Here is a 26728-nt window from a genome sequence, read left to right on the forward strand (position 1 = left end):
ATTTTACTAATTAGAGTGCAACTGGCTGGCATATCCGAACAGATTTAGCCCCTATAGCTTTGCGTCCTATTTTTTCAAACAGTTTGCCGAAAATTATTAAGTTTGTTTTATCACATAAAGGCCATAATACTATATTTTTACAAAAAAGGAAAGGTAATTTTTTCCAATGACAGCCAATTTGCATGACAGATTAGGAAACCGAATTGCTTAATAGCCTCCATCACTATGTTTGCTATATTTACCATTACCACCCGAACCAACTGAGTCACCATATGATGTGCTACCACCTAAGAACAAGCTACCACCAACAGTAACAACAAAAAAAAAGCACCACTATAGCTCATACTCTATAGAAGTGCTTGCCTACAATCATATTAAACTATTTCTCTTCCTTGCTGTGCTAAAGCATAATAAATGCCATGCTGCAGTGTTTGAAAACAATCAAAATGGGATAAGTCAATTTTCGAACGGGAAATTTTCATGCTTAACTCTGCAGAAATACCAACTAATACCGTTTTTGTTCCGATAAGTGCTGATGCTGATACTATCCGATCAATAAAAATCGCGGTATGTTCATCAATATCTTTATCTATACCGGTTAAATCTAAAATCAAATAATCTGCTTGATAAGTTGGTATTTCGTTTAATGTTTTATATAATAGTTCTTCCGAGCGTTCTTTATCATACTTACCAATTAAAGGAACAACGACAATTCCATCTAACACTGGAATAACTGGGGATGATAGTTTTTTTACTAACTCTTTTAGTTCAAACGTTTTTTCTGCTACTAATGTTTCGAGTCTGCTAATAATTTCCGATTCTTTTTTCCGTGCTAATTCATGGATATTATGACTAACTGTCACATCTGATGGAAAATACTCAATAATACTATATTCATTTCCAGCTAATTGTTGCTGTATCGTTTTGTACCATATATTTGTTCCAAATAATTTTGTAAATAATCCCGCAAAATGGGCTGGTAAAAAGTTGGTCCGTTGTTTTTTCCCTTGGGCAACATTAATTTTATATTCCCACGTGTCTTTTAAAATAATGGTCACTTTTTTCGTGTCAAAATTTAAATCTTTGACAGTAATCTTACCCCATCCTGCTACAGCGTAAATTTTTGTAATATACTTTGTTGCTTCCGCTATTTCCAACCCTTTTATTTTTTCAAAGAATTCACCAACGATTAGTCCTTGACGAAAACCAGTTGTCTCAAAAACGATATTGGAGGCATCTTCTCCAGAAATTTCTTCAATTGTATCGAAAAAGACTTTCATTACGTTGGATATCCAAAAAAGAACTACATCATCTGATTCAAAATATAGTGCTCCTTTTTCAATATCCCAACCAAAATCAATGCCCTCTACATTTATATTATTTTTTACAACCAATTATCAATTCCTCCCCTTATTAACGAAAAAGTTACCTGAAATTATTCAAGTTATTAGTCTTGCTTAATAATATAATACGGATAATCAATTCCTCTCTGCAAGTAATAACCTTGCAAAACACTAAATTTCATTTATCAGGAGCTAATTAATTATTATATGTACTTTTACTATATATATCACGTATTAATTTTTCAAAATATAGGTATTATGGTTAAATAGGATTGTGAGGAGGAGAAATTTGGTGAAACATAAAAAGACATTACTAATGGTTATTACGTTTATTATTTTCGGTATAATCTTCATTTTTTTCCAAGATTACCAAAAAGGAATGGACAAGTTTGTTATGACAAATCCACAAAAACAAAATCAATCAGACGCGAAAACTCCCTTTTTACATAGTGAAAAGGCCCAGCAAAACATAATGGGGCAAAATCAGCTTCAATTTTCCAAATTGTATAGTAAAAATGCCTATCTCATCCGATTAAGTGATGGACAAGTTTTACTCGATCAAAATAGCAGCGAGCTAATGTATCCAGCTTCACTTACGAAAATAATGACTGCCATTGTTGCTATTGAACAGCTTTCCGATTTGGAAACATTCGTCCCGCTTTCGGAAAAAATGTTCCATTATTTATATGAGGCCGATGCAGCATTAGCTGGATTTTTACCAAATGAAAAAGTGAGGGCATTAGATTTATTATACGGGATTTTGTTACCTTCTGGTGCGGAAGCCTCGGTAGGAATTGCGGAGTACATTGCAGGATCTGAAGCACAATTTGTTACATTAATGAATGAAAAGGCGAAACAACTCGGATTGAAGCATACACATTTTACTAATGTTACTGGATTACATCATGATAATCATTATTCTACTACACAAGATATCGCAACTCTTTTACAGTACGCATTAAAAAATGATATATTTTTCCATATTTTTACAAGCAGCCGTCATTCTACAAAACCGACAAACATGCACGCGGATGGTATTACCTTTTACAGTACAATGTTTAGCAAAATGGATAATCCTTCATTCAACAACGGGGAGTTGCTTGGTGGAAAAACTGGTTTTACGTACAGTGCAGGCTTATGTTTAGCGAGCTTGGCAGTCATTCATGACGAACAATACATTTTAATTACAACAGGTGCTAAAGGCGATAGTCAGACTGAACCGTTCCATATTTTAGACGCTTTAACCGTATATAAAGAACTGGAAAAACAATTATTTTAAGCAAAAGTTCTTGTTTTTCCATTAGGGGAGGAGTATTTTTATGAAATTTTTTACAAAACAGTGGTACGAACAGATGCAAAATGCCCATTTATTAGTCATTCCGGAGTCAGAAGAAGAGTGGCAAGATTTTATTGATAGCTTTGCAGAGGAAGGGGAAAATATCGATACTTATTTAGAAAATGATCTAGCAAATATGAAAGATCAACTGTTGCAATTATTACCTGAAAAATTCCACCCATATATTTTAAATGGTACGATTAACAAACATACCTTACCTAAAAAAGTAAGTGAAGATTTATTGAACTGGCTTCATGAAAAACAAAAGGAAGTTGAAAATATATCAGATAAAGCTAGAACCTACTATTTAAACATAAAAGACTCGTTACCAGAAGCGTTAATAGAGATTACAGAAGCCGGATTGCATGATGCGAGCATAAAAGCAATTCACCAAGAAAAAGACTATTTCCGGCTTACTTTAAATGGGGATGGAAGTTTTGCGAGCGGAAATGTTATCGTCCTAGAGTTCTCCCATATAAAAGAAATTACTTCCGATTTGCCACTTGAACGCAATATGTGGTGGCTTTATGAAGAAGCTGACATTGTGGATGACGATTATAGCTTAAGTGTTCTGTTTGACCAACCGTTGACAGAATGGACTATTATTGCCCGTCATTTCCACATGACGCAATTTTATCAAAATGATTTTGGGTGGCAAGAGGATAATGTTGTAGATAGTGGAATATCGCCAATTGCGGATAATCCTTCTTTGCTAAATCATTTTCCAAAAAGCTATATTAGCTTAATGCACCAACAAAACGGAGGCAAAATCAATCACCCTTATTTTCTGACAAATAGTAACACGATTGAGATTGTTCGATTTTTACCATTAGAGGAGCTAAAGATTAAAGATAATTTAATTATTTTTGCTAGTTGTGTAAATGGAAATATTGGATTACACGAAGACAACCATTCGATCGTTTTTATGTCGGATAAAAATGAAATACAAATACTCGCCACAGACTACGACGAGTGGATAGAAAATCTTTATTCAACCGAGTTTCTTGATGAAACCGCCATTTATTCTATTCCTATCGCTGATGAAGAGATAGAAACAGCTTTATTTAGTAATGACTTAACATTAGTTGTCAGGGCATGGAATACTATTTATAACAACCCAGAAAATTATGTTACATTAATTAATAAGGCTCTACCTTATTTTTTGCATCATGAAGATGAGCAATTTCAACAAATGGGAGAAATTTTTGGCGAACAGTTTCATGAACTTGGGATTATTTCGGAGGACATTCTAAAGCGATAACAGACAAGATCATTTCAATTCCTACAGGCAACACATTCATAGGGCTGGACTTTTCACACAGTCATTCTGTTATGGAAAAGCCAGTCCCTTTTATTATTTTAGTTCATTCCGCCCCTAAATCGATCACTGCTTTTTTACAAAATTGTTCTAAATACAATAATTCGTCTTCTTCTAATTCAAAGTCTAAATATTTATGGGTAACATCTTCATAAATATTGTATTGTGCAATTCGAGAGTTATTTTCTATGGCGGCAAATATTATTTTTACATACAAGCCATTTTCAGAATACAATTCATCTTCTTCATCCACCTGCATGTATGTTATTATTTCATAACGATTTCCTTCTAAAATTCCAGTTGGGTCTTCGAGCTTTTCAATTGAATAACTAGTAATATTCATCTTAGCGTGATCCCTTCTATTTTTCATGATTTCATATTAAGGATTATTTATTATAGCATAAACATTTTGTTGATAATACTACAAATTCTCTTGCAAAATCAATATGAAAATATGCTAAAATAATTATGAAAGCGATTACCTATTTATTTTTAACTGACTTTCTTAATTTAAGATAAATATAGATTAAAAAATTATCGGAAAGTGGTGATGACAATGCATGATTTTATTATTGTAAGCGTTACCATTATGGTGGTTGCCATAATTTTCTTCCTTTTTATACGCGTCAAAAAAAAGAAGCAATCCACTAACGGCTACACGGAAGTTTCTGCTACTGAAGAAATGAAAAAAACGTACAAATTATGTGAACGGTGCAAAAAGAAAAATTACATCGATAAAAAACGATTATCTTATATTTGTAGTAGTTGTGGTTGGAACTTGTCGCAACCATATATCTTATCCACCTTTTCTTTGGAAGTGGAAAAATCGCCAGACACGAAGGACTTCATTGAAAATTTACAAGCAAATGATTCCCTATTTATTTGGAGTACGAATGAAAATAAAGAAAATCTCGTCGTATTTAATGAACAATATGAAATTATCACTGTCATCCCAGAAAAACTTACTAAGGAATTATTACCTAAAATAGAGTTAAGTGCTAATGTTTTCGCGAAGTTAAAGAAAAAAATGGACCACGGTGATCATTATCGGCTTGAAATATTCATTACAAATGATGCTCAGAAAAAATATAGCTTTGTGCGGTAGTCTCTTTTATTTCCATATTTTTCCTATGCATTTTTTCGTTAAAATAGGCGGATTTCATATATAAAGGTTGTCCAATTAGGACGGCTTTTTTTCTTTATACAGTACAGGGATCATTTATCCTTTCCATTTACTCACCGTTTAAGTAAAATAATTGTTGTATCCAATTTTTCATACAGCCTTTTTGAGAAAGCAGGTTTTGTAAATGAAACAACACGCTTTGTCTGCTCCTACCTCTAGTCAAAATTTATTTTTCAAAAGGGGTTTATACACGTTCAGCAGTGCCCACTTTTTAAACGATTTAGTTACAACTGGAATGGTACCAGCACTTGTCATTATGTATAAGCAAGCTTTTGATTTATCCTACACAGAAGCATCACTTATCGTACTTGTTTCTTATTTAACATCATCCGTGATGCAGCCAATATTTGGTATATTCAGTGATCGCAAACCACGTGTTTGGATGTTTTCACTTGGGATTTTTTTATCAATTGCTGGGCTCGCCTTAACAGGTATCGCCCCTAATTTGTACTGGCTATTGTTTTTTATTGCTATTTCTGGATTAGGCTCTGGCATGTTTCACCCAGAAGCATCGAAAGGAACTCATTTTGCGGCAGGAAATAAGAAGGCATTAGGACAAGCCATTTTTCAAGTTGGCGGAAATGCCGGGCAAGCTTTCGGGCCTTTAATGATTCCTCTTTTGCTTATTCATACAGGTATTGGTGGGCTAATTTGGCTGTTACCTATCGCATTTTTATCTCTATTTCTAACCGCTCCCCTCTTATCTTGGCTTCATGCAAAAGTGCAAGATTATCAACTATCTAGACAAACGATTCAAGTGTCTGAAAAAAATCATACTGTCGGGGTTGTATTGTTAGTATTCTTTATTATTTTGCGTTCTTGGTGCCAAGTAGGAGTGGTCATTTATTTACCATTTTACTTTGAACACTTAACACTCTCTCAAACAGAAATTTTAAACTTTATTTTTGTTGGTGCTGGGGCAATTGGAACTTTTTTTGGCGGGGTATTGTCGGATAAAATAGGCATGAAACCTTTGCTTGCTGCATCAATGTTGATTGCAACACCACTTGCCTTACTATTACCACATTTTCACGGAATTTGGGCAGCAGTCATTTTGCTACTATTCGGTTTTAGTGTGCTTTCTTCCTTTTCAGTGAGTGTTGTCTATATGCAACGTCTGATGCCGAAAAATATTGCTCTCGCTTCTGGTCTTACAATTGGCTTAGGTGTTGGGGCTGGCGGTGTCGGTTCTGTATTAATGGGCGGCATTTCCGATATTTTTGGGGTTGCTACAGTTTTTACGATACTGTCATTCTTCCCACTAATCGGGGCGGGTATTTCTTTGTTCTTGCCTAATGAAAAAAACTTAGCATCCAAAAATAGCAGTTAATGAATTCTAGCTATTAAATAATTATTAATCAATAACTCTCTTATTTCCGAATGTAAAAATATATACTATAATAGAGACCGATATTGTTACCGCGCCATTCTAGCTGACAATTTTAACGGCAAATTAAGGTTATTGACTCCCTTTTTGCATGTTTTGTTAGGGCTAAGGAAGCGATTAACATAATTATTCAAGAAGTTTTGCGATTGGAGGTTTTCCATTGAAAGGTTATTTAGCAAATGGTTTATTTGGATTAGGAGATCGAATGTTAAATGCACTGATTGCCGAAAAGTTACGTTCTGTTTTTCATGAAAATAATATCCCGTTAGATTTGTACGTACCCCAAGAAAATTTAGCTATTAATGATAAAAATGGCTATGCTAACAGTGAAATGATTGCGGCTGGGGATGATGCGTACTTGGAAGATTCCGACTTCGTTATCGCTGTCATCGATGGAGTAGAAATTGATTCAGGTGTTGCCTGTGAAGTAGGTGTTGCCACTACTTTACAGAAAAAAGTTTTCGGTCTTTTTACAGATACGAGACAGCAAGGGAGAGAGAATCAGCAGAAAATAAATGCATTAATAGAAGATGCCACGGAAAATCAGTTCGTCTATCGAAACCTTTATGTTGTCGGTAAAATAAAAAAATCTGGAGGCATTTACTCCAGTATAGAAGATTTAAACGAAGCAATTTTATCTTTTGCAAAGGCTAAAATGTAGTCGAAGTTAACTTGAGTAATAGAACTAAAAAATGGATTCCTGTATTTGCTATACCCCAACATATGTTCATTATTGGCCATTTCATTTGGGGTATAGCTGATGGAATTTTATCGTAATCTTTTAATAATCGGTGACTTCAGTTTCAATATAAGTTTTCATGTTTTTAAATTGCTCTTCGAACATAATTTTCCCTGCCCAACGAAACATTTTAGTCATTATTTTATAAAAAAGATTACTTGGAACGATACTCGCCTCAACAACTATTTTAGTACCATGATGCTCTCGTAATAATGTGTATCTAGTAATATTCATTCCTTCTTTTGTATGAGAATGAATTACTACTTTATATGGAGGCTCATACTCCATTATTTCACAATCAATAGTAATCGTCTTTTTTTCAATTTTTTGGATACTCTTAAATTTAACACCGATGTAAGACTCTTGCTTTCCAGTCTCCGTTTCATAAATATTCTCAACAAACATCGTATTCCAAAGTTTAATTTTCTCATCTTCATCCACATATTGAAAAACAACATCAATTGGAGCATCTATGTATTCTTCAAAACGATAAGCTAATATTTCTTCCATTGCCACAGTCCTCCTTGGCACTCAGTAATGATCAATTCCTAAATAATCATACATAGAAAAGAGAATTTTGTCGATTTTTAACTTGTGTCAATCTCTATATAACCGATTTGACAGTTTTTCGCCGAATCAGGCACCTGTACCGACTCCAATATTTAGAAATCTTAAACTCCATAAAAAAACTACCTTGTACATGCCAAGGTAGTAAAACTTTCCCTTTATATTTTATTCGTCTTATGTTTAGCTTTAAGGCAATTGGTTTCCAGCAGCCCGATAAATTTCATACCATTCTTCTCTCGTTAATCGCACCTCGGAAGCTTTAGCAATTTCTGATAGGCGACTAGTATTCATCGTACCAACTATCGGCTGAATATTTGCCGGATGGCGTAAAATCCATGCAATAGCTACGCCAGTATTTGTTAAACCATAGTTTGACCCAATTTCTGCTAATTTCTCGTTAAGTTCTGGGAATTTGTCGTTGTCTACAAACACTCCTTCAAAAAATCCGTGTTGAAACGGAGACCAAGCTTGGATTGTCATATTATTTAAGCGACTATAATCGAGAATTCCACCATCCCGATCGATTGCACCTTCAAACTTCGTATTCACATTAATCCCCGCATCAATCATTCCCGTATGCATAACACTGAATTGCAATTGGTTAACAATCAAGTCTTCTTTTACATATTTTTTCAACAATTCTATTTGATATGGATTATGGTTACTAACACCGAAATGGCGAACTTTACCACTTTCTTTTAAAATTGCAAAAGCTTCTGCTACTTCTTCAGGCTCCATTAACGTATCTGGTCGGTGTAATAATAACACATCCACATAATCTGTCTTTAACCGTTGTAAGCTGCCATCTACAGATTGTAAAATATGTTCTTTGGAAAAATCATAAAATCCTTTTCGAATTCCGGTTTTCGTTTGTATGTACAGTTTTTCTCTAATAGACGGTTTCCCATCCAATGTTTTTGCAAATATCTCCTCTGATTTTCCAGCACCATATATGTCTGCATGATCAAAGAAATTAATTCCTAGTTCTAAAGCATAGTTCACTACCTTTTCTGCTTCATTTACAGAAAGTGCCTCCATTCGCATACATCCGAGCGATATATTAGAGACTTGCAAATCGCTTGTACCTAATTTTAATTGTTTCAATCCATACACTCCTTTCTCAGCTACAGTTATATTTTACCATTTTTTTTATTTTAAAAAGCAATCGTTTTAAATTAACTAACTTCATTTTGTATTATTAGTGAAAAATCCTAAAATTATTATTGATGTTCTCTCTAACTAAGTTGAATATCCCCTGAAACAGTTTTCATTTCCATTATATTTTTACCCTCTCCTATTATCCCACCCAACTGGCGAGCTGATTGCTGTTCTATTTGCATTGGAATATGTATTTGTAAATCACCAGAAACCGTATTTAGTTGAACAGTTGAATTCTTCATATCATTTGTGAAAACTGCAATATCTCCACTAACAGATTGAACGGATAAATGATTTTCCATTAGGTCTGAAATAAATATATCACCAGAAACTGTTTGACAATTAAGGTTAAAATCTATGGAGGATATTTTTATATCTGCCGACTTAGTAGAAACTTTCATACTCTCCCCTTCTAGTTCTCCTAAAGTAACATCTCCTGAGGCAGTATTAATCATTACATTTGTTACTTTCATAAGTTCGAGGTCTATATCACCAGAAACTGCGTTAATTTTCAAATGTTCTCCATAATATTCCATAATGGATATATCACCAGAAGCTGTTTGTAATTGTCCGTTTCCGAAAATACCTTCTAATTCTATATCACCCGAGGATGTACTAATAGAACAAACGGTGCAATAAAGGTCCTTTATTTTCACATCACCAGATTGGGAGGTAATCTTAATATTTTCTCCCTTTATTTCATTCATGGCTAAATCACCTGAAGCAGTATTGACGGAAATTGTATTGAGTACAGTTTTTCCAAAGCTCACATCTCCTGAGACCGTTTTAATTTTCAACTCTATTATACTAATAGGAACGGTAATTTTTAATAAAGTTGCATATCTTGAGACGGGATACATCGGTTCATCTACCCTTATTTGTAAGCATTCATTCTCATAATTTACGGAAAACTCCGGACCATCTTCATATGTTTCTAACAAAATATTCACCTGTTGTTCTGATTTGTCAATGACAATCTCTACATCTGTACTAGTTGTGTCAATTGACAAACTACTAAGACTACCACCAATATCCACTGTTTCCTGTTGAAATAGTTGCTTTTTCGATTGCAATCCTGGGAGCAAACCTCCCAATAGTTTTGTAAAATTCCCCATACCGCTCTCTCCCCTATTATTGATACTTTTAGTATAGCTAGTTAGTCTAACTTTTGAAATAAGCTATTGTATGATTTACCCTCGGTCTAAAGACTGATAGTTGTTCTTACTATTTGTTGATTTCGTGCTTGGACATACTATCGGAGAACTTGACACCGTTATGGAGAAGCGGTGTGTTGAGATTATTCGTAAAGTTGAAGCAAATATGATTTGGTCCCATCTTACTTTAATTGAGTAGCTCGTTTATTGCTTATGATAAAATGAAAATAAAGGATTTACAAAGTATAGGAGTGAAGGAATATGATATTATGGTTTATCGGTTTATCTTCCATAATTACAGCCTTTTCCATTACCACCATGTTAATGAATAAGTACCAAAAAAATCAAATTGAAATCGATCATTTCAATACGTTATATAAATGTGAAAAATGTGGGAAGTTCCATAGACAATACCAGAAAGAGATTGTTTCTAAATATAGTGCCACATCATCGAAAGAAGATCAATGTCCCTTTTGCCATGGGAGCAGCAGTTTATATACAGGAAAGCAATATTCGTGGATGAAAACGAATCCCGACTGTCCAATAATAACGAAAAAAACACTTCACATCTTAAAAAGAACATTGAAAAAGATGGAACAAATTGGTGCTGAGGACAAAAGTTTAGAAGAATTTTTAAAGTATTACCACTTATTGCCACCACCGGATAACGAGAATAAGTTGGAAGAATAAAGGCTGTTAGTAAACTTTCATCCAGCCTTATTTTATTGCAGTATTATCGTTTTACCTATTATTTCAAAGTGCATAAAACTTTACAATTACTCCGAACAGTTCCATAATATAGTCAAATAGTATTCACATTTCGGACAAATTAATATCAAATTTGTGAACGTTTTTCTATAATAAAGGAGGATTTGTGATGAACTTTTATTCTATTACTTCTCTCGTCTTTTTATTTGCATTTTATGTTGTCAGTTTAACAGATTCGTATGGATTCGCTTTTCTGTTATTTACTATTACATTTGTAACGATGTTAGCAGCTATTTATACTGAACTTGGTAAAGAAAAGAAAACACATTTAAAAGTAATTAAATAATTTTCACGTGCAGATTTCCTAGACTAAACATCCGAATCTCCTTTTCGTTCGGGTGTTTTTTCTTTGCCTAATGACTTCATCTCTACTAGAGTGCTAGTGCTGTTCGTGTAATGTTTGAGAGTACGATGGTTTCTATTAATCAAGAAATTATTCGAATATACTTTATTAATATAATGGTACTATTATTGTTGCTTGTATATTTCTTTTTTGTTACAATAATTTTACTTAAAATCAGAAATTAAGAAATTTCTGTATTAAAAAGGAGGGAAATTTGTGAATCGAAATTATGAGCCTAAACATGTATTTTTGGCTCTTGCGATTTGTGTACTACTAAGTACACCTATTCTATTAATAATAATTCCTTCAACAGTTGCCAACATTATTTATACGAATGAACATGTTTGGCATATATTTTTGCCTGGTGATAGTTATCTCGTATATGGAATAGGTTGCTTATTAATTATTATTGCACTTTTTATAATCGCCATTGCTGATATAAAAAAATCATCTATCATTACCGGTATTATCGGATTAGTTTTTGCTTTCACTTCTTTTTATTTTGCTGCTCAAGCGTATAAAATATTTTCTGATGAAGGTATCACCTACCGAACATTATTTCCATATGAACAAAATTCTTATAAATGGAATGAAGTTGAAACCATAACACACTATCGTGATATGAGCGGGGATGAATCCAAATATGAATTTATTTTTCATGATGGAATAAAGCTGGAAATTCCTGAGAACGAATATTTTCGTCTAATTAGAAATAAAGTTTCAAACAGAATGTATTCAATGGATAAGGAGATCATTGAAATTAGAATAAATGAAGAAGAATAGGCTGTTTGCAATTGGATTTATATGTTAACAGTTCATTATTTTAAGGTGACAGTAAATGGATACGATTAGCTGTTGCCTTTTTTTGTCTAATTACAACGCAGAAATTTTAACAAATATTGGATATCGAGTTCTAAATCTTAATATAATAGCAGTATAGTATTTCAATATAATTCCTATCCGCTTTCCGAGTTATTTTTGTTAGAATAGAATTGGAACAGAGCGAATACGATAACTGTTATGGACAACTTTAAAATATTTAGGAGTGGACATATGGAAAATTTTGCAACTCTTTTAGCCCTTGTTGCATTTTTTGGAATATTATTTGGTGGAATAGGAATTATTAAAGGGAATGTTAAATTTCTTAAATTAAAATCAAGAAAAGCGAGTAGCATTTTTGTCGTAGCAATGATTGTTTTATTTGCAATTGCTGGAAGCTTACTACCAGAGACAAATGAGCATACTGCAGAACCAGCTATTAAAGATGAGAAAATAAAATCAGAAGAGAAAACTTCTTCCGAAAAAGTGAAGGAAAATGAGAATAATGTTATAAAAGATGACAAAGCGGATTCAGAAAAGAAATCGAATACGGAACAAGAAGACAAACCGAAAAAGGAAACGAAAGAAGAACCTGATAAACAATTAGCAACATCTGAGCAGCAAAAACAAGCAGAAACAACTAAGGTAAGTGGGAATTTATCCGTTCATTTCGTTAATGTTGGACAAGGAGCGGCACAAGTAGTCGTTACTCCAAATAAAAAAGTGATGGTAATCGATGGCGGAAACAACGATGATGAAGATGATATCGTCGCATACTTAAAACACTTAGGAATAAAAAAAGTAGACATATTAGTTGGTACTCACCCTGATGCTGATCATATTGGCGGAATTGACGCAGTGATTGATAGTTTTGCTATTGGCAAAATTTACATGCCGAAAGTTCAGCGCAATACGCAAACGTTCGAATCGGTATTACTGTCGATTCAGAAAAAAGGTTTAAAGGTGACTACAGCTAGAGCAGGATTGGATTTAGATTTGGACAAAAATGTACAATTGAAGATGATTGCTCCAATCGGAACAGATTCTGATGCGAACGAAATGAGCGCAGTCATTAGAATGCAATATGGTAATCATTCATTTTTATTTACTGGTGACGCTGGTATTCCTGCAGAACAAAAAATGATTAACTCTGGAACAACTCTCGCATCAACAGTACTACTTGTCGGGCATCATGGTAGTTCTAACTCGACAAGTAAAGCATTTCTTCAAAAAGTAAGCCCGAAATATAGTGTAATCCAAGTTGGTAAAAATAGTTACGGCCATCCTACAGAGGAAGTTTTACAAAGACTTCACCAATCTGGCTCGAAAATTTATCGTAATGATACAGATGGTACGATAGTTTTTACAACGAACGGTAAAGAAATGAAAGTGAATAAAAATGCTTGGGTGTATAAAGCGACAACGGAGAAAAAGGATACTAGTCAAAAAGAATCAGAAAAACCAAAACAAGAACAACCGAAGTCGAGTACAAATATTATTGGAACAGTGAAGGCTACTGCTAGTATTGATATTCCAAACCCAACTTCCAACCAACAAGTTACGGTGACCGTTGTTGCTAAAGATGCAAATGGAAAACCTGTATCTGGAGCGGATGTCACACTTTTATTGCACTATAAATCAAAAGAAACCACTTATACTGGTATAACTGACGCAAATGGAAAAGCTATTTTACCATTTAAAATTGGACGTGCGGCAAAGGGTTTCACTGTCAAAGGGGATATAACCGTTTCTTATAAGGGCAAAAAAGTTCACACAACTACGCAATTTACACCACAATGAAATAGGAACTATAGTTTAGTCTCGCTTCAATAACCTTTTTACGTAACATAGATAGTAACTTGAATAAAAACAAAAGATGGTGGTAGGTTTGAAAAAAGGAATTGTTGATCGTTTTGAAGGTGATTGGGTTATCATCGAAATCGATGGAAAAACGTACAATATTGAAAAAAGTAAAGTCCATCCCCATGTAAAAGTGGATGACGTGGTAATTTTAATGGATGAACAATGGAGAACAGATGAAGCAGAAACACGGGCAAGAAGTAAGCAAATAAAACAACTAATGGATAGTGTTTGGGATGATTAACAAGTGGAGCGGGTATATTTATTATGCCCGCCCATTTTTTCCAATTACATTGTATATTAAGATAACAACGACAACAATACTTACTGGCATTAACCAACCTAACCCTTTATCGTAAAGTGGTAAATACCTACTATATAAATCGATGATTCTTTCTAATAGACGAAAATAGTCAATGCTTAAAGAACGATATAGCTCCTTCAGACCGTCAACAATACTTATAAAAAATGTTACAGTTGCTGTTAAAATGTAAAGCAGTTTCTTAGTTTTGATAAACGGAGCGATAAAGGTAATTAAAATGAGAACAATTGCTAATGGATATAAGAACATTAAAATTGGCACTGAATACTTCACAATGTTTGCTAACCCAAAGTTTGCGATAATAAACGATATAAGCGAAAAAAGGATAGCGAATTTTTTATAGCTGATTTTCGGAATTAACATATGAAAATATTCACTACATGCATTTACAAGACCGATACTAGTCGTTAAACAGGCTAAAATAATTGTAACAGATAACAACAACGTTCCTAATTTTCCAAAATAAAAAATTGAAACTTCACTTAACACTTGTCCTCCAGTATCAAGTATTCCAAGCTTTTCCGTACTAATCGCTCCTAAATAAGAAATTCCAACATAAATAAGCCCTAGTAAAATGGCTGCAATGACACTAGCCTTGGCCGTTAATGTTAAAATATTTTTTTTAGAAGTAATTTCTTTGGAACGAATTGCATTGATAACAATAATTCCAAAGACGAGAGATGCTAAAGCATCCATCGTATTATAACCTTCCAAAAATCCAGAAAGAAATGCCCCATTCATATATGATTGAACAGGTTCTTGAAATTTCCCCATCGGATTAATAATTGCCATGATAATTAGAGCGAAAATTAAGATAATGATGATTGGTGAAAGTTTTTTCCCGACAGTATCAACTAATTTTACTGGATTTAAGGAAATCAACAATGTAGCACTAAAAAAGAGTAATGAAAAAATGAATAATGCAGAACTCCCAGAAATAAAAGGGGCTATGCCAATTTCATATGCTACCGCACTAGTTCTAGGCAATGCAAAAAATGGTCCTATCGTTAAGTATAGTAGTGCGGTAAATAGTATCCCATAAATTGGGTGTACTTTACTCGCCAACTCTTGTAAATTACTGCTACCTGATAAACCTATTGCCATAATACCTAAAAATGGTAACCCGACCCCTGTTATTAAAAAGCCCCCGAGTGCTTTTGGCAGGCTTTCTCCAGCTAATTGTCCTAAAGTGGCTGGAAAAATTAAGTTCCCTGCCCCGAAAAATAAAGCAAATAACATAATTCCTACAAAAAAATATAATGAAAAGCTAGTTTTTGATTTTTGCATTAGTCCCTCCAAATACTTACGTAACAAAAATATCAACTTTCATTGATCCCAATTACTATTATCCATATGCACTCATGGTACCATTTGTAATCTTCTACACACACCATTAAATATAATACACCTTTGCACAAAAAAATTCTAGATGGTGCCTGTCCCCAACGATTACAAATATTATGAATAATTCGGATTTATAGGTGCCTGACCCTAAAGATTAATGATTATTTGTCACTCAAATTATTGTTAAAATTTCTCATTTAGAGTAACATATTGTTATGTAAAAATTATCGTGAATATAGGAGTTGTTGAAAAATGGAGAAAATTTTAGTTTTTGGTCATAAAAATCCAGATACTGATTCCATTTGTTCAAGTGTCGCATATGCAGACTTGAAAAAAGAATTAGGCTTAAATACAGAGGCAGTTCGTTTAGGTGAAATTAATGGTGAAACAGAGTATGCCTTAAATTATTTCAATATAGAGGCTCCTCGTTTCGTTGAAAAAGTAACGAAGGAAGCAAAAAATGTTATTTTAGTGGATCATAACGAACGCCAACAAAGTGCAGATGATATTGACCAAGCTCATATTTTAGAAGTAATCGATCATCATCGCATTGCAAATTTTGAAACAGCGGATCCACTTTATTACCGTGCTGAACCAGTTGGCTGCACTGCAACAATTATTAACAAACTATATAAAGAAAATGGGGTCAACATTCGTAAAGAAATAGCTGGACTTTTATTATCAGCAATTATTTCTGATTCACTTTTATTTAAATCCCCTACTTGCACTGCGGAAGATAAAAAAGCAGCGGAAGAACTAGCTGCCATTGCAGAAGTAGACTTACAATCATACGGTATGGCAATGTTAAAAGCTGGTGCCAATACTACAGATAAAACGGCAGAACAACTAATTAACTTAGATGCAAAACAATTCGGTATTGGGAAATATCAAGTAGTCGTAGCTCAAGTTAATACGGTTGACCCGAATGAACTTTTAGCTAGACAAGAAGAACTACAACAAGCAATCGAAACAACAATTAAAGTAAAAAACCTTGATTTATTCCTATTCGTAATTACTGATATTTTAAACAGTAATTCCATTGGATTATCTTATGGACGTGAAGCTACTATCGTTGAAAAGGCTTATAAAGTGCAACTTACCGATTCCCGAGCACTTCTAGAAGGTGTCGTTTCCCGGAAAAAACAAATTATTCCTGTCTTGACAGAAGCGTTTGAGAAATTGGTTTAAATTTTTCAGTTATTTTTGTTTATTATAATAAACTGCCCTAAAAAAAGAACTATCATCTGACCACCAATTAGTGGATGGGTTGCTTTAGGGCAGTTTTTTAATTTTGATTTTTGCTAGGTAGAATTGCTGTAGTAAAATAAATGCTTCATCCCTTTATTAGCACCTACTAGATGATTAGTCTCTTTCATAGCAAATATATAATTAGCATGATTTTTTCTCGAGAATAAATATAACTACACGATAAAACTTCAGTTAAATACCACTATGTACTATGAAAATATGATCATCTATAACTTCATAAATTGTCCGTGTAAATTGTCATTAATTACATAAGATTAAATTCCTAATTTTCCTCCTAATAATTCCAGTATTCATTATTTTATCAGACTTTCCTCCTGAAATTTATCTGAAAAGAGGATAAATTTCAACAAGATAGAATAATATTATTATAGCTTTGATAGATAATTAGAACTACAAAATTATGGGTATTGAGGGAAACTTTACCATAAGAAATTCCAATTGGAGGTGAACTCCGAAAATTCCTTAGTCAAATTCAGACATAGGTTTTTACAACCGAATCTATCATAGCGCAAACTTTGCATAACTGCTTTATTGAAACTGTTTTCTAAGGAAGCAATTATCCACTGGGGGTGATTTTTAACTAACAACAAATAATGCCTTATCCTATAATTAATATTTTGGAGGTGCAATTCATTGCATAAAAAGAAAACTAAAAAACTACTTGCCTACTTTTTTACTTTGCTCATTCTTTTCTCTAGCTTCCTTCCTGAAATCGGACATGCCCAGTCAGCAAAGAACAACCTTCCAGATCCCCAACAACAAGAAATAAGTGAAAAAGAACGCGAGCAACAATTTAAAAACAAAGATAACTCCTCAGTCGCTGACAAAACTGATCCCGAAGCAGAATTTTATAACATTTTAACAGGTTTAGGTTACTCACCAAAAATTTTAGATGGCGAACAGCCACAACAAAAAGCAAACAACACAGAAAAAATTGATAAAAACATTTATAAAAAACTGGAAAAATCAAAACAAGTAGATGTCCTGATTAAGCTAAAAAATAATGAAAACATCGCTTCTCTTTATTCAATGGCAAAACAAGCGAAAAAGCGCGAAGATCGAATAAAATTAGTGCAAGATCGTTTAAAATCGAAAGCTAATGCATCGCAAAAAGCAATCAAACAAGTGCTATCAGCTCATGAGAAAAATGGAAAGGCAAAAGTGAAAAAATCATACTGGATCTCAAACATGATTCTCGCAACTGTTGATATCGATACGATAGAAGAACTAAAAAAACGAGACGATGTTGAAACAGTAACTTTAGATAAAGTACTCACTCTTCCAGAAGTGAAAGTGGAAAATAGTCCACCGCGCTTACCTGAATGGGGCCTTGAAAAAATTCAAGCGACAAAAGTTTGGGGTGAGTACGGAATTAGAGGTGAAGGTATTGTCGTTGGAATTATGGATACTGGTGTTGATGGCAACCACGAAGCGTTAAAACATAACTACCGCGGCCGTGATGGGAACCATCAGTATTCTTGGATTGATTTGTCTGGACATGGTTACCAATCGCCACAAGATGGAAATGGTCATGGAACTCATGTAGCTGGTACTGCGGTTGGTGGCGGTAAAGGTGAACCAATTGGTGTCGCACCAGAAGCAGAATGGATTGCGGCGAAAATATTCTCAGATGGTGGCTCAACGACAACTTCTGCCATTCATGCAGCCTTTGAATGGTTTATGGCTCCAGGTGGCGACCCGACAAAAGCACCACATGTCGTTAATAATTCTTGGGGGAATTCCAACACATATAACACAGAGTTTTATGAGCCTGTCCAAGCTTGGATTGCCGCTGGTATCTTTCCACTATTTGCAGCAGGAAACGATGGTCCTGGATCCCAAACTATAGGAGCTCCTGGAAGCTTCATTGATTCATTTGCAGTAGGTGCAACTGATGAATATGATCAAATTGCTTATTTTTCTAGTCGTGGACCTGTTTTCTGGGAAAATGAAAATGGTGAATTAATTCGTCATATAAAACCAGATATTAGTGCACCAGGGCATTATATTTATTCCGCATGGCCGACACAATTAAGCAAAGGAAAATATAATACAATTAGCGGTACTTCGATGGCAACACCACATGTAGCTGGTGCAATTGCTCTACTACTAAGTGCTAATCCTAACTTATCAATTAATGACATTAAAAACTTGTTAAAAAACACTGCCCGTGTAGAACCATTTATGGGTACTGTTCCAAATGACCTATATGGTTCCGGAATCATTAACATTTATCAAGCGGTTACAGAGGCAGCTTTTGCTGGTACTTTAAAAGGGAAAGTGACTAACACAAGTGGACAACCAATTCCAGCAACATTGGAAATTCCTAGACAAAGTTTAACTTTTTCAATAAAGGACAACGGAGAATTTGAATGGAAAATCCGCGAAGGTATTCATAATGTAAAAATTTCCAGTTTTGGGTATAAGACATTAGAAACGAAAATCACCATAAAAAAAGATGCTATTACAGAAGTTGATTGGAAATTAACAGACGCTGAAGTTTATACCATTAACGGAAATGTTAAGTTACAAGGAGATAATAAGCCAGTCCCTTATGCATTTATCCGTTTAAAAAACACACCGTTAAAAGCGGTAAGAACAGATGAACACGGTAATTTTGAACTGAAACAAATTCCAGTAGGAACATATGAAATGTTAGTAACTGGGGAGGGAATTCAAGGAAAATCAATTCAGTTAAATGTGACAGAAAATATGACAACTACGATAGATGTCTCCCCTTCAAATATTAATAGTAACAGAGATTGGAAGACGGCCAACAATAATTATCAAAGAAATGCAGTCTCCTATCATGCTATTGATGTCGAACAATTAGAATTACAATGGGAATATCACTCACCGGGTAGAGGAGAAATTTTATTTTCAACACCAGCTGTAGCTAATAATCAAGTAATCCTAACTACTGACCGGGGATGGGTCGTATCCCTCGATGCACAAACAGGGAAAGAACAATGGAGTGTTCGATTTGGACAATCTAACCGTTCGACTCCGACAATTGAAAATGGAACAATTTATGTATCAGGTGGGATGGATGGCAATATTTACGCACTAGATTTAGAAACTGGAAGAACTAAATGGGTGAAAAATATCGGTCAGCCTGCAATATATGAGTCTGCCCTTTATCATAACGATATCCTTTATGTTAGCTCTGGACTGAATGATAATGCGAAAGTTTTTGCTCTAGATGCGAAAAATGGTACAACTATTTGGTCAAAACCATTAGGTGCGTCATCCTTTTCCAGTAGTGCCATTGGTGACAATTACCTATACGTTGGTTCCTACGATAACCGCACATTACGTGCTTTAAATTTAGAAACGGGAGAAGAAATTTGGAAGCAGCAAATACCTAGAGAAGGTTTCGCATCGCGGATTGTTTACTATGAAGGTGACGTTTATACATTTACGTCAAACTTTGATAATGGCAGTGGGTCCTTATATGTTTTTGATGGTAGAAATGGATCCATTAAACTGCACATTAACGATATTGGCGACCCACAAATGGCATCACCAATCATTTTTGAAGACATTATCATTGCCAGTTCATTTGCAAAACCACTTGTTCGCGCTTTCGATAAAAATAGTGGTGTCGAACTATGGAGTAACAAAGTAGTAGGTCAAATCTATAATACTGGGTCTATTACAGCAAATGGCATTCTCTTTTTAACTGGATTGCGCGGCCACTTATATGCAATAGATGTATATACTGGTGAAATTTTAACGGAATTTACTTTGCCTAGCTATAGCACTTCGAGTATCCCAGTCGTATCGGGATCCCTTTATGTACCACACTTAAGTGGGATTCAAAGTTATGGATCAATGGGAGAAATAATTGGAACAATCAAAGATGAAAATGGCAATCCACTGGAAGGGAAAATTACTATTATCGAAACAGGTAAAACGACTGTGGCAGATGAAAATGGAAAATTTTCCATGAAGCATTTACCAGGTACGTTTACATTAAAAGTATCTAGCTATGGAAAAAAGCAGCATATGGAGACTATTAATCTCGTTTCCGGTTATAAACATAATCAAGATTTTATTTTAACGAATGGTCAAACTGGTGAACTGACGATACTCGTGAAAGATAAACGAACAAATATACCGCTAGAAAATGTCGCAGTTGCATTGGAAGATACACCGGTTTCTGGATCAACAGATGCCAATGGTACTTTTACCTATGCCAATGTTTTTGAAGGCACTTACAATCTTCAATTAAAACTGAATGGCTATGCGGAAACAATTGAATCTATTACAATTGAACATAACCAGCATAATGAGACGGTTATTACCTTGCAACCATATGATATTGCAGTGTTAAACGACTTCGAAAGTGAAATAACTTCCCTGTTAAATTTAAATGGGTATTTTGCGGAGGAACGCGGCTGGGATGTTGTGAATGATCTTCACCGTTATCAAATTCTTTATTTAAATGGTGCATATACAAGCGATGGATGGAAACCGACGGAAAGTGATGTAAAGAATTTAATTAACAAAGCGAAAGAAGCGGATGTGAGCATTATTTTCGCTGACGCCTGGGGAAATAGTTACGGTTCAATCGAACATTTAGTGAACTATTACAATGACCCGAAAGAATACTCACAGCGATTCGGTAATCAAAAAGTACAACTGCGTGTAGATGTGGAACACCCTATTTTTACAGGATTTGAAAAAGGACAGCATCTTAATTTATATCAAGGTGATTTTGCTTGGTTTAACAACTACTCTGGGAGAAATATTGCAACCATTAGTTCTGATGCAACTGGATATGTCGGGACAGGAGTAGCATATAAAGCTGTTTCTAACAATAGTGCCCATGTCTTATTAGCTAGTCATGCAGCATCACCATGGGTTTCACCATTATATGATTGGTTACCAGATATGCAATCGATTTTTATCAATAGTATCGACTATTTATTAAATCCTAATTTCGGAACGATAAAAGGAACAGTAATGAATAGTGATGGCGATTCTATAGAGGCTGTAATTGAAGTTGTTGAAACAGGTGTCACTATTCCAAACGGTGCCAACTTTGAATTTTACCATGACTCTGGGGACTATACGTTGAACGTTAGAGCATCAGGGTATAAAACAAAAACAATACCTATTACAGTGGATAAAAATATTCCTGTTGAAATATCGGTGACATTAGATAATTCAGAAGGTAGTAATCTCCAAGGAACTATCACAAATATCGTTACAAGCCAACCAGTCGATGGTGCTAATATTAGCTTACAGAAGGAAGGAGAAACTGTTTCTGAAGTTACGGCATCGACTACCGGCCACTATGAATTGTTAAATGTGGATGAAGGAAACTATCAATTAGTAGTGTCAAAGGATGGGTTTGTCACTAATAAATCTGCTGTAACAATCGAATTCGGAGTTAACACGAAGGATATCGAATTGTATCCTATGCCAAAAGTCGCGGTATATGGAGATTATTATTCCTATAATCGTAGCTTTAAAAAGTTATTTGCAGATTATGGAATCCCTGTTATAGATTTGACAGCCGCCAATGTTATTGAACAAATTGGTCAATTCGATGTGGTGTTTTTCAATGAAATTGGTTCCACTACTCTTAATAAAACGAAATTCAATGAAATGTTAGCAGCTGCGGATAAAGCGGGTACTAGTTTAATATTTGGTGACTCCACTTATACCGATTCACCGATCCATCAATTAGCATTAAATAGACAAGACCCGAAAGAGCGCATAGTGGTTACAAGAAGTGGAACACCAGCCGGCTACATTGTTGAAGAGGAACATCCGATTTTTAATGACTATGAAGTAAATGACTTTATCGAATTAATGCTCCCTTCTGTAAGTCGGGTTAGTTATTTTAACGACTATAGTGGCTACTCTATAGCTAGTCTGGCTCACCGCGGAAGTGATCCTTATGGTCATGGTGTTGCTTATAAGCCACGGACAGGTGGCAGCATTGAATTATTAATGAGTGGTCACGGATTTACTTTAGGTCATCACGGGGATCACTATACAGTTGCTGGGAAAGAAATAATGGTCAATGCAGTGCTTTGGTCAGCATTTGTTCAATTCCCTGAAATTAACGGTACCGTGCTTGATGAAAATGGAAATCCACTTGAAGCGAATATAAAAGTTAAAGGAGAAAATTTTGCCACAGTTGCGAATGATACAGGAGAATTTAGCATTGCTATAAAAGAAGGTGATTATGAGTTAGAAGTTTCTGCCTTCGGATATGAAACGAAGACAATTCCTGTTCGGGCGAATATGACGAGTGAACCGATCATGATCGAAATGGATGTAGACTCAACTGTTGGTACTATAAGTGGAGTTGTTGAAAATGAACAAGACGGCAACGCTATTAATAATGTTGCAATAACTGTAAGAGACTATCCACGTTCAACTGAATCAAATAACCAAGGTCGTTTTACTATTGACAAATTAATGCCTGGAACATACACACTAGAGTTTTCCGTAGACAACTATGTAGTAAAGGAAGTTAACGTTACTGTTAGCGCTAATACGAATACCGATATTACGGTAAAGCTTAAGCCGTCTCCTACAATTGGATTAATTGTAGATTACAATTCGACAGGCAATTCCTTAACTGAATATTTACAGGGGCGCGGTTATTACGTGCTAGATATGTTCTATACCGACTTAGACAAAATTGCTCACGTTGATTTAATCATTGCAAACTCCGCTTATGATAACAGTAAAATACCGAACAAAGCTACATTTGAAGCATTTGTAAAAGAACTCGACAAAGAAAGGAAATCCATTATTTGGACTGGTTTTACAGGTGGAAATGGCTCCATAAGATTTTTACATCAATACGAGAAAAATCCTGCTGTTGAAATTACTGGTTCAAAGCAAGGTGTTATGGGTAGAGCATTAACAGATCATCCGATTTTTGACGGTGTTGAGCTAAATGTCCCATTCCCAGTTCCAGCAGGCTTCGGCAACTATTATGCCTTTGACGGCTATGATGGCATTACTATTGGACAATTAGAACATCCAGATGAGGGTAAAATTGGCAGTATGATCGCATACAAAGGGCGAACAACAGATTCTGTAGAAATATTATTAGCTACGATGACTGTTAACTACCATTTTAACCCAGGTTCTAGTGGAAATTTTGATCCTGTGCGAGAAAAGATTTTAAATAATGCTATTCTATGGGCTCTTAACCAAAAGGAAAAATTAACTGGAGAAATCCACGGTCAAATTAAAAACAATCAAGGAATGGCAGTTCAAGGTACGATTAACGTTTTAGAAACTGGAAAAACAATCATTTCCGATGAAAATGGTACTTTCTACATTGGTTTACAAGAAGGAAGTTATACTTTACAAGTCGAAGCGTTTGGCCATGAAACGAAAGATTTTACGATTAATATAAATAACGGTGATGTAATGGAAGAATTATTTGAATTACAAGCCGATGATTTAGGCAAGCTTACAGGTACAGTAAAAAATGCTACTTCAGAAACACCAATTAGCGGGGCAACCATTGAAGTATTAGGAACACCAATTAAAATAACGGCAGATGAAAATGGTTATTATGAAATTGGCGTTCCAATCGGTGAGTATGACGTGCGAGCGAGTGCACCTGGATTTACCGCAACTATTAGAGAAAACATTCGCATGGAGAAAGATGCAACGATTACCGCTGACTTTTTACTTGCAGAGGCGGAAAAAATTGCGGTTATTACTTCTTCCTACAACGAATCAAGAGTTAGGAGTTTCATAGATAGTGAAGGATATATTGCTGACTATTACACATCTTCAGACTTATCAAACTTAATTAATAATATGAGCCAATACTCACTTATCATTTACAATAATCGCGTTTCGCAAACCGCAGAGCAATTTCGGGAACTTGTTCAAAAAGCGGATGAACAACAAGTAAGTATGATATTTAGTTCCCAATATAGTGGTGGTACGATTGGAGAACTTGTAAAAATCTTTGGTGATCCAGAAGCAGTAAGATATAATTTCGTTCCAAACCATATTAATATTAAAAAACTTGGTGAACATCCAATCTATGCCGGCATTCAAGGTGAAGAGTTTAAAGTATTACAAAAGCCACGTGAAACGGATAGTCAACAATATGCAATTTACGAAGGATATAGCGGCACAACAATTGGTGCCATATCCCATGATACTCGTGGAGTAATTGGAGATGGAATAGGATTTTCCTTCAGAAGTGCTAATAGTGTTCATTTATTGCTTTCTGGATTTGAGATTGGTAACTATTCCATTCCAAATGAAAATTGGACACCAGAAGCGAAAGCACTTTACCGTAATGCGATTGATTGGGCAATGAATGCAAGTCTCGGGGAAATTCGTGGTACGGTTACGAATGAAAAAGGCGAACCGATTGAAAATGCAAATGTCCTTATCCCAGCCTTAGGAATGTCTACCGTCACTAACGTCAATGGAGAATACCGTTTCGGGGCAGGCACCGGTCAGTATGAAATAAAGGCAACAGCGAAAGGCTATCACGAACAAGTTCAAACGATAGAAATAACGGAACAAGGGCAAACAGTGGAAGTTAATTTTGTTCTTGAAGAAATTGAAGGAACGGTCATTACTGGAGTCATTAAAAACAAACTTAATGATGCACATGTAAATGGTGCTTCCGTAAGTTTATATTCTCAAGAAGAGGAGACAGTACTCGATACGGTTCAGTCAGATGATAATGGCAACTTTACTTTCACTAAATTATTGCCAGGTAATTACAAAGTCATTGTTAATGCAGAAGGGTTTGCCGCAATGGAAGTAACAACAACAGTTGGATTAGAACCTGTTCACCTAGAGATTACGTTAAGCCCTATTGACATTGCTGTTCTCGGAGATTATAACGACCATCTTGTAACATTCTTAAATCAAAATGGGTTAAATGCACAAACCGTTGACTGGTCAATACTAGGCAATGTCCATAAATATAAATTGATAGTGGTCAATACGAATAAAGGAACAAAAGAACAAATCAGTCGTCTTATTCACGAAACAGATCGACAAAAAGTAAGTCTCGTATTTCTTGGCACTTGGGGTGTCGGCGAAGGATCTATCCAGTTATTGGAAGAAACAATAGGTTATCCTGAACTTGATAATCAAGGCTACAATGAAGGACCTGTTATCTTAAAAGGTAATCAAGACCATCCGCTGTTCGCTAATTTTTCAGAAGATGTCATAGTTCATAGTGAGGGCTCTCCTTACTCCACGTTCAAAAACTATCCAGGAGTTGTCATCGGGGAAGTAGAAATGAACGGGGTGAATAAAGGTGCTAGCGTTGCTTATGAATTTAGATCTGATAAATCAATACATCTTTTACTTTCTTCCTTTGCAGTCACAAATATTATAGGACCCGATTATGGCTGGACGGAGGAAGGAAAAGCATTTTTTATTCAAGCTCTACAGTTTGCAATGAATGTGGAACAAGAAGCACCATCAGTACCAGTTTGGGACAATGCGCGAATGATGACAGAAGATAATTTTGTCACTATCAGCGGAACGGCAAATGCTGGTGACCTAGTTCGTATTTATGAACTTAAAGGAAATAAACTGATAGAACTTGGTACTGCTGTGGCGAATGGGGAAGGGAAATTCTCTATTGATTTAGAATTCTCCAATGGGAATCATAGCTTAATCGCGGAGGCGAAAAATTACCGTGGTAAGTCAAAGCCAAGTCGCCCTATGCAACTTATCGTAAAAGGAAAACCGACGAATAAAAAATAAACAATACTTTTATCAATAGTGGAGGCTCCATTGAGAGCCTCCACTGTTTTATTGGTTGAATTTATATGTGTTTTTTGAGGTAA

General features: G+C 35.0%; 18 protein-coding genes and 1 riboswitch. Of the genes, 12 read left to right on the plus strand and 6 right to left on the minus strand.

Features of this window, described 5'->3' with window-relative positions:
• Positions 1-13: 13 nt before the first annotated feature.
• Positions 14-98, minus strand: a riboswitch (cyclic di-GMP riboswitch).
• Positions 99-374: 276 nt separating this feature from the next.
• Complete coding sequence (locus BN1242_RS04400; RefSeq protein WP_062351885.1) at positions 375-1394, minus strand: STAS domain-containing protein; 1020 nt, start codon at positions 1392-1394, stop codon at positions 375-377.
• A 241-nt stretch (positions 1395-1635) separates the two neighbouring features.
• Between BN1242_RS04400 and BN1242_RS04405 the strand changes: the two genes are divergently transcribed.
• Positions 1636-2622, plus strand: coding sequence for a D-alanyl-D-alanine carboxypeptidase family protein (locus BN1242_RS04405; protein WP_203226039.1), 987 nt, complete (start codon positions 1636-1638; stop codon positions 2620-2622).
• A gap of 40 nt (positions 2623-2662) precedes the next feature.
• Entirely contained in the window at positions 2663-3940 is a 1278-nt protein-coding gene (locus BN1242_RS04410; RefSeq protein ID WP_062351890.1) for a DUF4085 family protein, read from the plus strand.
• Positions 3941-4043: 103 nt separating this feature from the next.
• Here BN1242_RS04410 and BN1242_RS04415 read toward each other — a convergent pair whose 3' ends face one another.
• Positions 4044-4340, minus strand: coding sequence for a DUF6509 family protein (locus tag BN1242_RS04415; RefSeq protein WP_062351894.1), 297 nt, complete (start codon positions 4338-4340; stop codon positions 4044-4046).
• A 213-nt stretch (positions 4341-4553) separates the two neighbouring features.
• On the opposite strand from BN1242_RS04415, the gene BN1242_RS04420 reads away from it, so the two are divergent.
• The 3 genes from BN1242_RS04420 to BN1242_RS04430 all read left to right on the plus strand — a co-directional run bounded on the left by BN1242_RS04420 (position 4554) and on the right by BN1242_RS04430 (position 7228).
• Complete coding sequence (locus BN1242_RS04420; protein ID WP_062351897.1) at positions 4554-5102, plus strand: hypothetical protein; 549 nt, start codon at positions 4554-4556, stop codon at positions 5100-5102.
• 202 nt (positions 5103-5304) lie between these two features.
• On the plus strand, positions 5305-6510 hold the full coding sequence (locus BN1242_RS04425) for an MFS transporter (RefSeq protein ID WP_062351901.1): 1206 nt from the start codon (positions 5305-5307) through the stop codon (positions 6508-6510).
• Positions 6511-6727: 217 nt separating this feature from the next.
• A complete protein-coding gene (locus BN1242_RS04430) occupies positions 6728-7228 on the plus strand; it encodes a nucleoside 2-deoxyribosyltransferase (protein ID WP_062351903.1) in 501 nt (166 codons plus the stop codon).
• A gap of 120 nt (positions 7229-7348) precedes the next feature.
• Here BN1242_RS04430 and BN1242_RS04435 read toward each other — a convergent pair whose 3' ends face one another.
• The 3 genes from BN1242_RS04435 to BN1242_RS04445 form a co-directional block, all read right to left on the minus strand.
• Complete coding sequence (locus BN1242_RS04435; protein WP_062351906.1) at positions 7349-7816, minus strand: SRPBCC family protein; 468 nt, start codon at positions 7814-7816, stop codon at positions 7349-7351.
• 243 nt (positions 7817-8059) lie between these two features.
• Positions 8060-8917 (minus strand): aldo/keto reductase, encoded by an 858-nt coding sequence (locus BN1242_RS04440; RefSeq protein WP_420806004.1) that lies wholly within the window; start codon positions 8915-8917, stop codon positions 8060-8062.
• A 191-nt stretch (positions 8918-9108) separates the two neighbouring features.
• Positions 9109-10146: a DUF4097 family beta strand repeat-containing protein gene (locus BN1242_RS04445; protein WP_062351912.1), complete on the minus strand. Its 1038-nt coding sequence runs from the start codon at positions 10144-10146 to the stop codon at positions 9109-9111.
• 300 nt (positions 10147-10446) lie between these two features.
• Here BN1242_RS04445 and BN1242_RS04450 point away from each other — a divergent pair, with 300 nt between their 5' ends.
• From BN1242_RS04450 to BN1242_RS04465, 5 genes are all read left to right on the plus strand, one after another.
• Positions 10447-10875, plus strand: coding sequence for a hypothetical protein (locus BN1242_RS04450; RefSeq protein ID WP_062351915.1), 429 nt, complete (start codon positions 10447-10449; stop codon positions 10873-10875).
• 187 nt (positions 10876-11062) lie between these two features.
• The gene (locus BN1242_RS13625; RefSeq protein ID WP_158661046.1) at positions 11063-11239 is read left to right on the plus strand and encodes a hypothetical protein; all 177 of its coding nucleotides are present in this window, start codon (positions 11063-11065) and stop codon (positions 11237-11239) included.
• A 273-nt stretch (positions 11240-11512) separates the two neighbouring features.
• Positions 11513-12079 carry a hypothetical protein gene (locus tag BN1242_RS04455; RefSeq protein WP_062351918.1) on the plus strand — a complete coding sequence of 189 codons (567 nt, stop codon included), beginning with the start codon at positions 11513-11515 and terminating at the stop codon, positions 12077-12079.
• 270 nt (positions 12080-12349) lie between these two features.
• Entirely contained in the window at positions 12350-13915 is a 1566-nt protein-coding gene (locus tag BN1242_RS04460) for an MBL fold metallo-hydrolase (protein WP_062351920.1), read from the plus strand.
• A gap of 79 nt (positions 13916-13994) precedes the next feature.
• Complete coding sequence (locus BN1242_RS04465) at positions 13995-14219, plus strand: DUF3006 domain-containing protein (protein ID WP_238985081.1); 225 nt, start codon at positions 13995-13997, stop codon at positions 14217-14219.
• 21 nt (positions 14220-14240) lie between these two features.
• Here BN1242_RS04465 and brnQ read toward each other — a convergent pair whose 3' ends face one another.
• Positions 14241-15584, minus strand: coding sequence for a branched-chain amino acid transport system II carrier protein (brnQ, locus tag BN1242_RS04470; RefSeq protein ID WP_062351926.1), 1344 nt, complete (start codon positions 15582-15584; stop codon positions 14241-14243).
• A 309-nt stretch (positions 15585-15893) separates the two neighbouring features.
• Between brnQ and BN1242_RS04475 the strand changes: the two genes are divergently transcribed.
• On the plus strand, positions 15894-16829 hold the full coding sequence (locus BN1242_RS04475) for a manganese-dependent inorganic pyrophosphatase (RefSeq protein WP_062351929.1): 936 nt from the start codon (positions 15894-15896) through the stop codon (positions 16827-16829).
• 714 nt (positions 16830-17543) lie between these two features.
• Positions 17544-26645, plus strand: a complete 9102-nt coding sequence (locus BN1242_RS04480; RefSeq protein ID WP_062351932.1) for a carboxypeptidase regulatory-like domain-containing protein — start codon at positions 17544-17546, stop codon at positions 26643-26645.
• The last annotated feature ends 83 nt before the right edge of the window (positions 26646-26728 follow it).

The organism is Bacillus kwashiorkori (assembly GCF_001375515.1).
Classification (GTDB): domain Bacteria; phylum Bacillota; class Bacilli; order Bacillales; family Caldibacillaceae; genus Bacillus_BK; species Bacillus_BK kwashiorkori.

Bases quoted from the DNA above. Each gene is read 5' to 3' on its own strand.
- BN1242_RS04410 (WP_062351890.1), top strand. From the start codon at position 2,663: ATGAAATTTTTTACAAAACAGTGGTACGAACAGATGCAAAATGCCCAT.
- BN1242_RS04415 (WP_062351894.1), bottom strand. From the start codon at position 4,340: ATGAATATTACTAGTTATTCAATTGAAAAGCTCGAAGACCCAACTGGA.
- BN1242_RS04420 (WP_062351897.1), top strand. From the start codon at position 4,554: ATGCATGATTTTATTATTGTAAGCGTTACCATTATGGTGGTTGCCATA.
- BN1242_RS04425 (WP_062351901.1), top strand. From the start codon at position 5,305: ATGAAACAACACGCTTTGTCTGCTCCTACCTCTAGTCAAAATTTATTT.
- BN1242_RS04435 (WP_062351906.1), bottom strand. From the start codon at position 7,816: ATGGAAGAAATATTAGCTTATCGTTTTGAAGAATACATAGATGCTCCA.
- BN1242_RS04440 (WP_420806004.1), bottom strand. From the start codon at position 8,917: ATGCGAATGGAGGCACTTTCTGTAAATGAAGCAGAAAAGGTAGTGAAC.
- BN1242_RS04445 (WP_062351912.1), bottom strand. From the start codon at position 10,146: ATGGGGAATTTTACAAAACTATTGGGAGGTTTGCTCCCAGGATTGCAA.
- BN1242_RS04450 (WP_062351915.1), top strand. From the start codon at position 10,447: ATGATATTATGGTTTATCGGTTTATCTTCCATAATTACAGCCTTTTCC.
- BN1242_RS13625 (WP_158661046.1), top strand. From the start codon at position 11,063: ATGAACTTTTATTCTATTACTTCTCTCGTCTTTTTATTTGCATTTTAT.
- BN1242_RS04460 (WP_062351920.1), top strand. From the start codon at position 12,350: ATGGAAAATTTTGCAACTCTTTTAGCCCTTGTTGCATTTTTTGGAATA.
- brnQ (WP_062351926.1), bottom strand. From the start codon at position 15,584: ATGCAAAAATCAAAAACTAGCTTTTCATTATATTTTTTTGTAGGAATT.
- BN1242_RS04475 (WP_062351929.1), top strand. From the start codon at position 15,894: ATGGAGAAAATTTTAGTTTTTGGTCATAAAAATCCAGATACTGATTCC.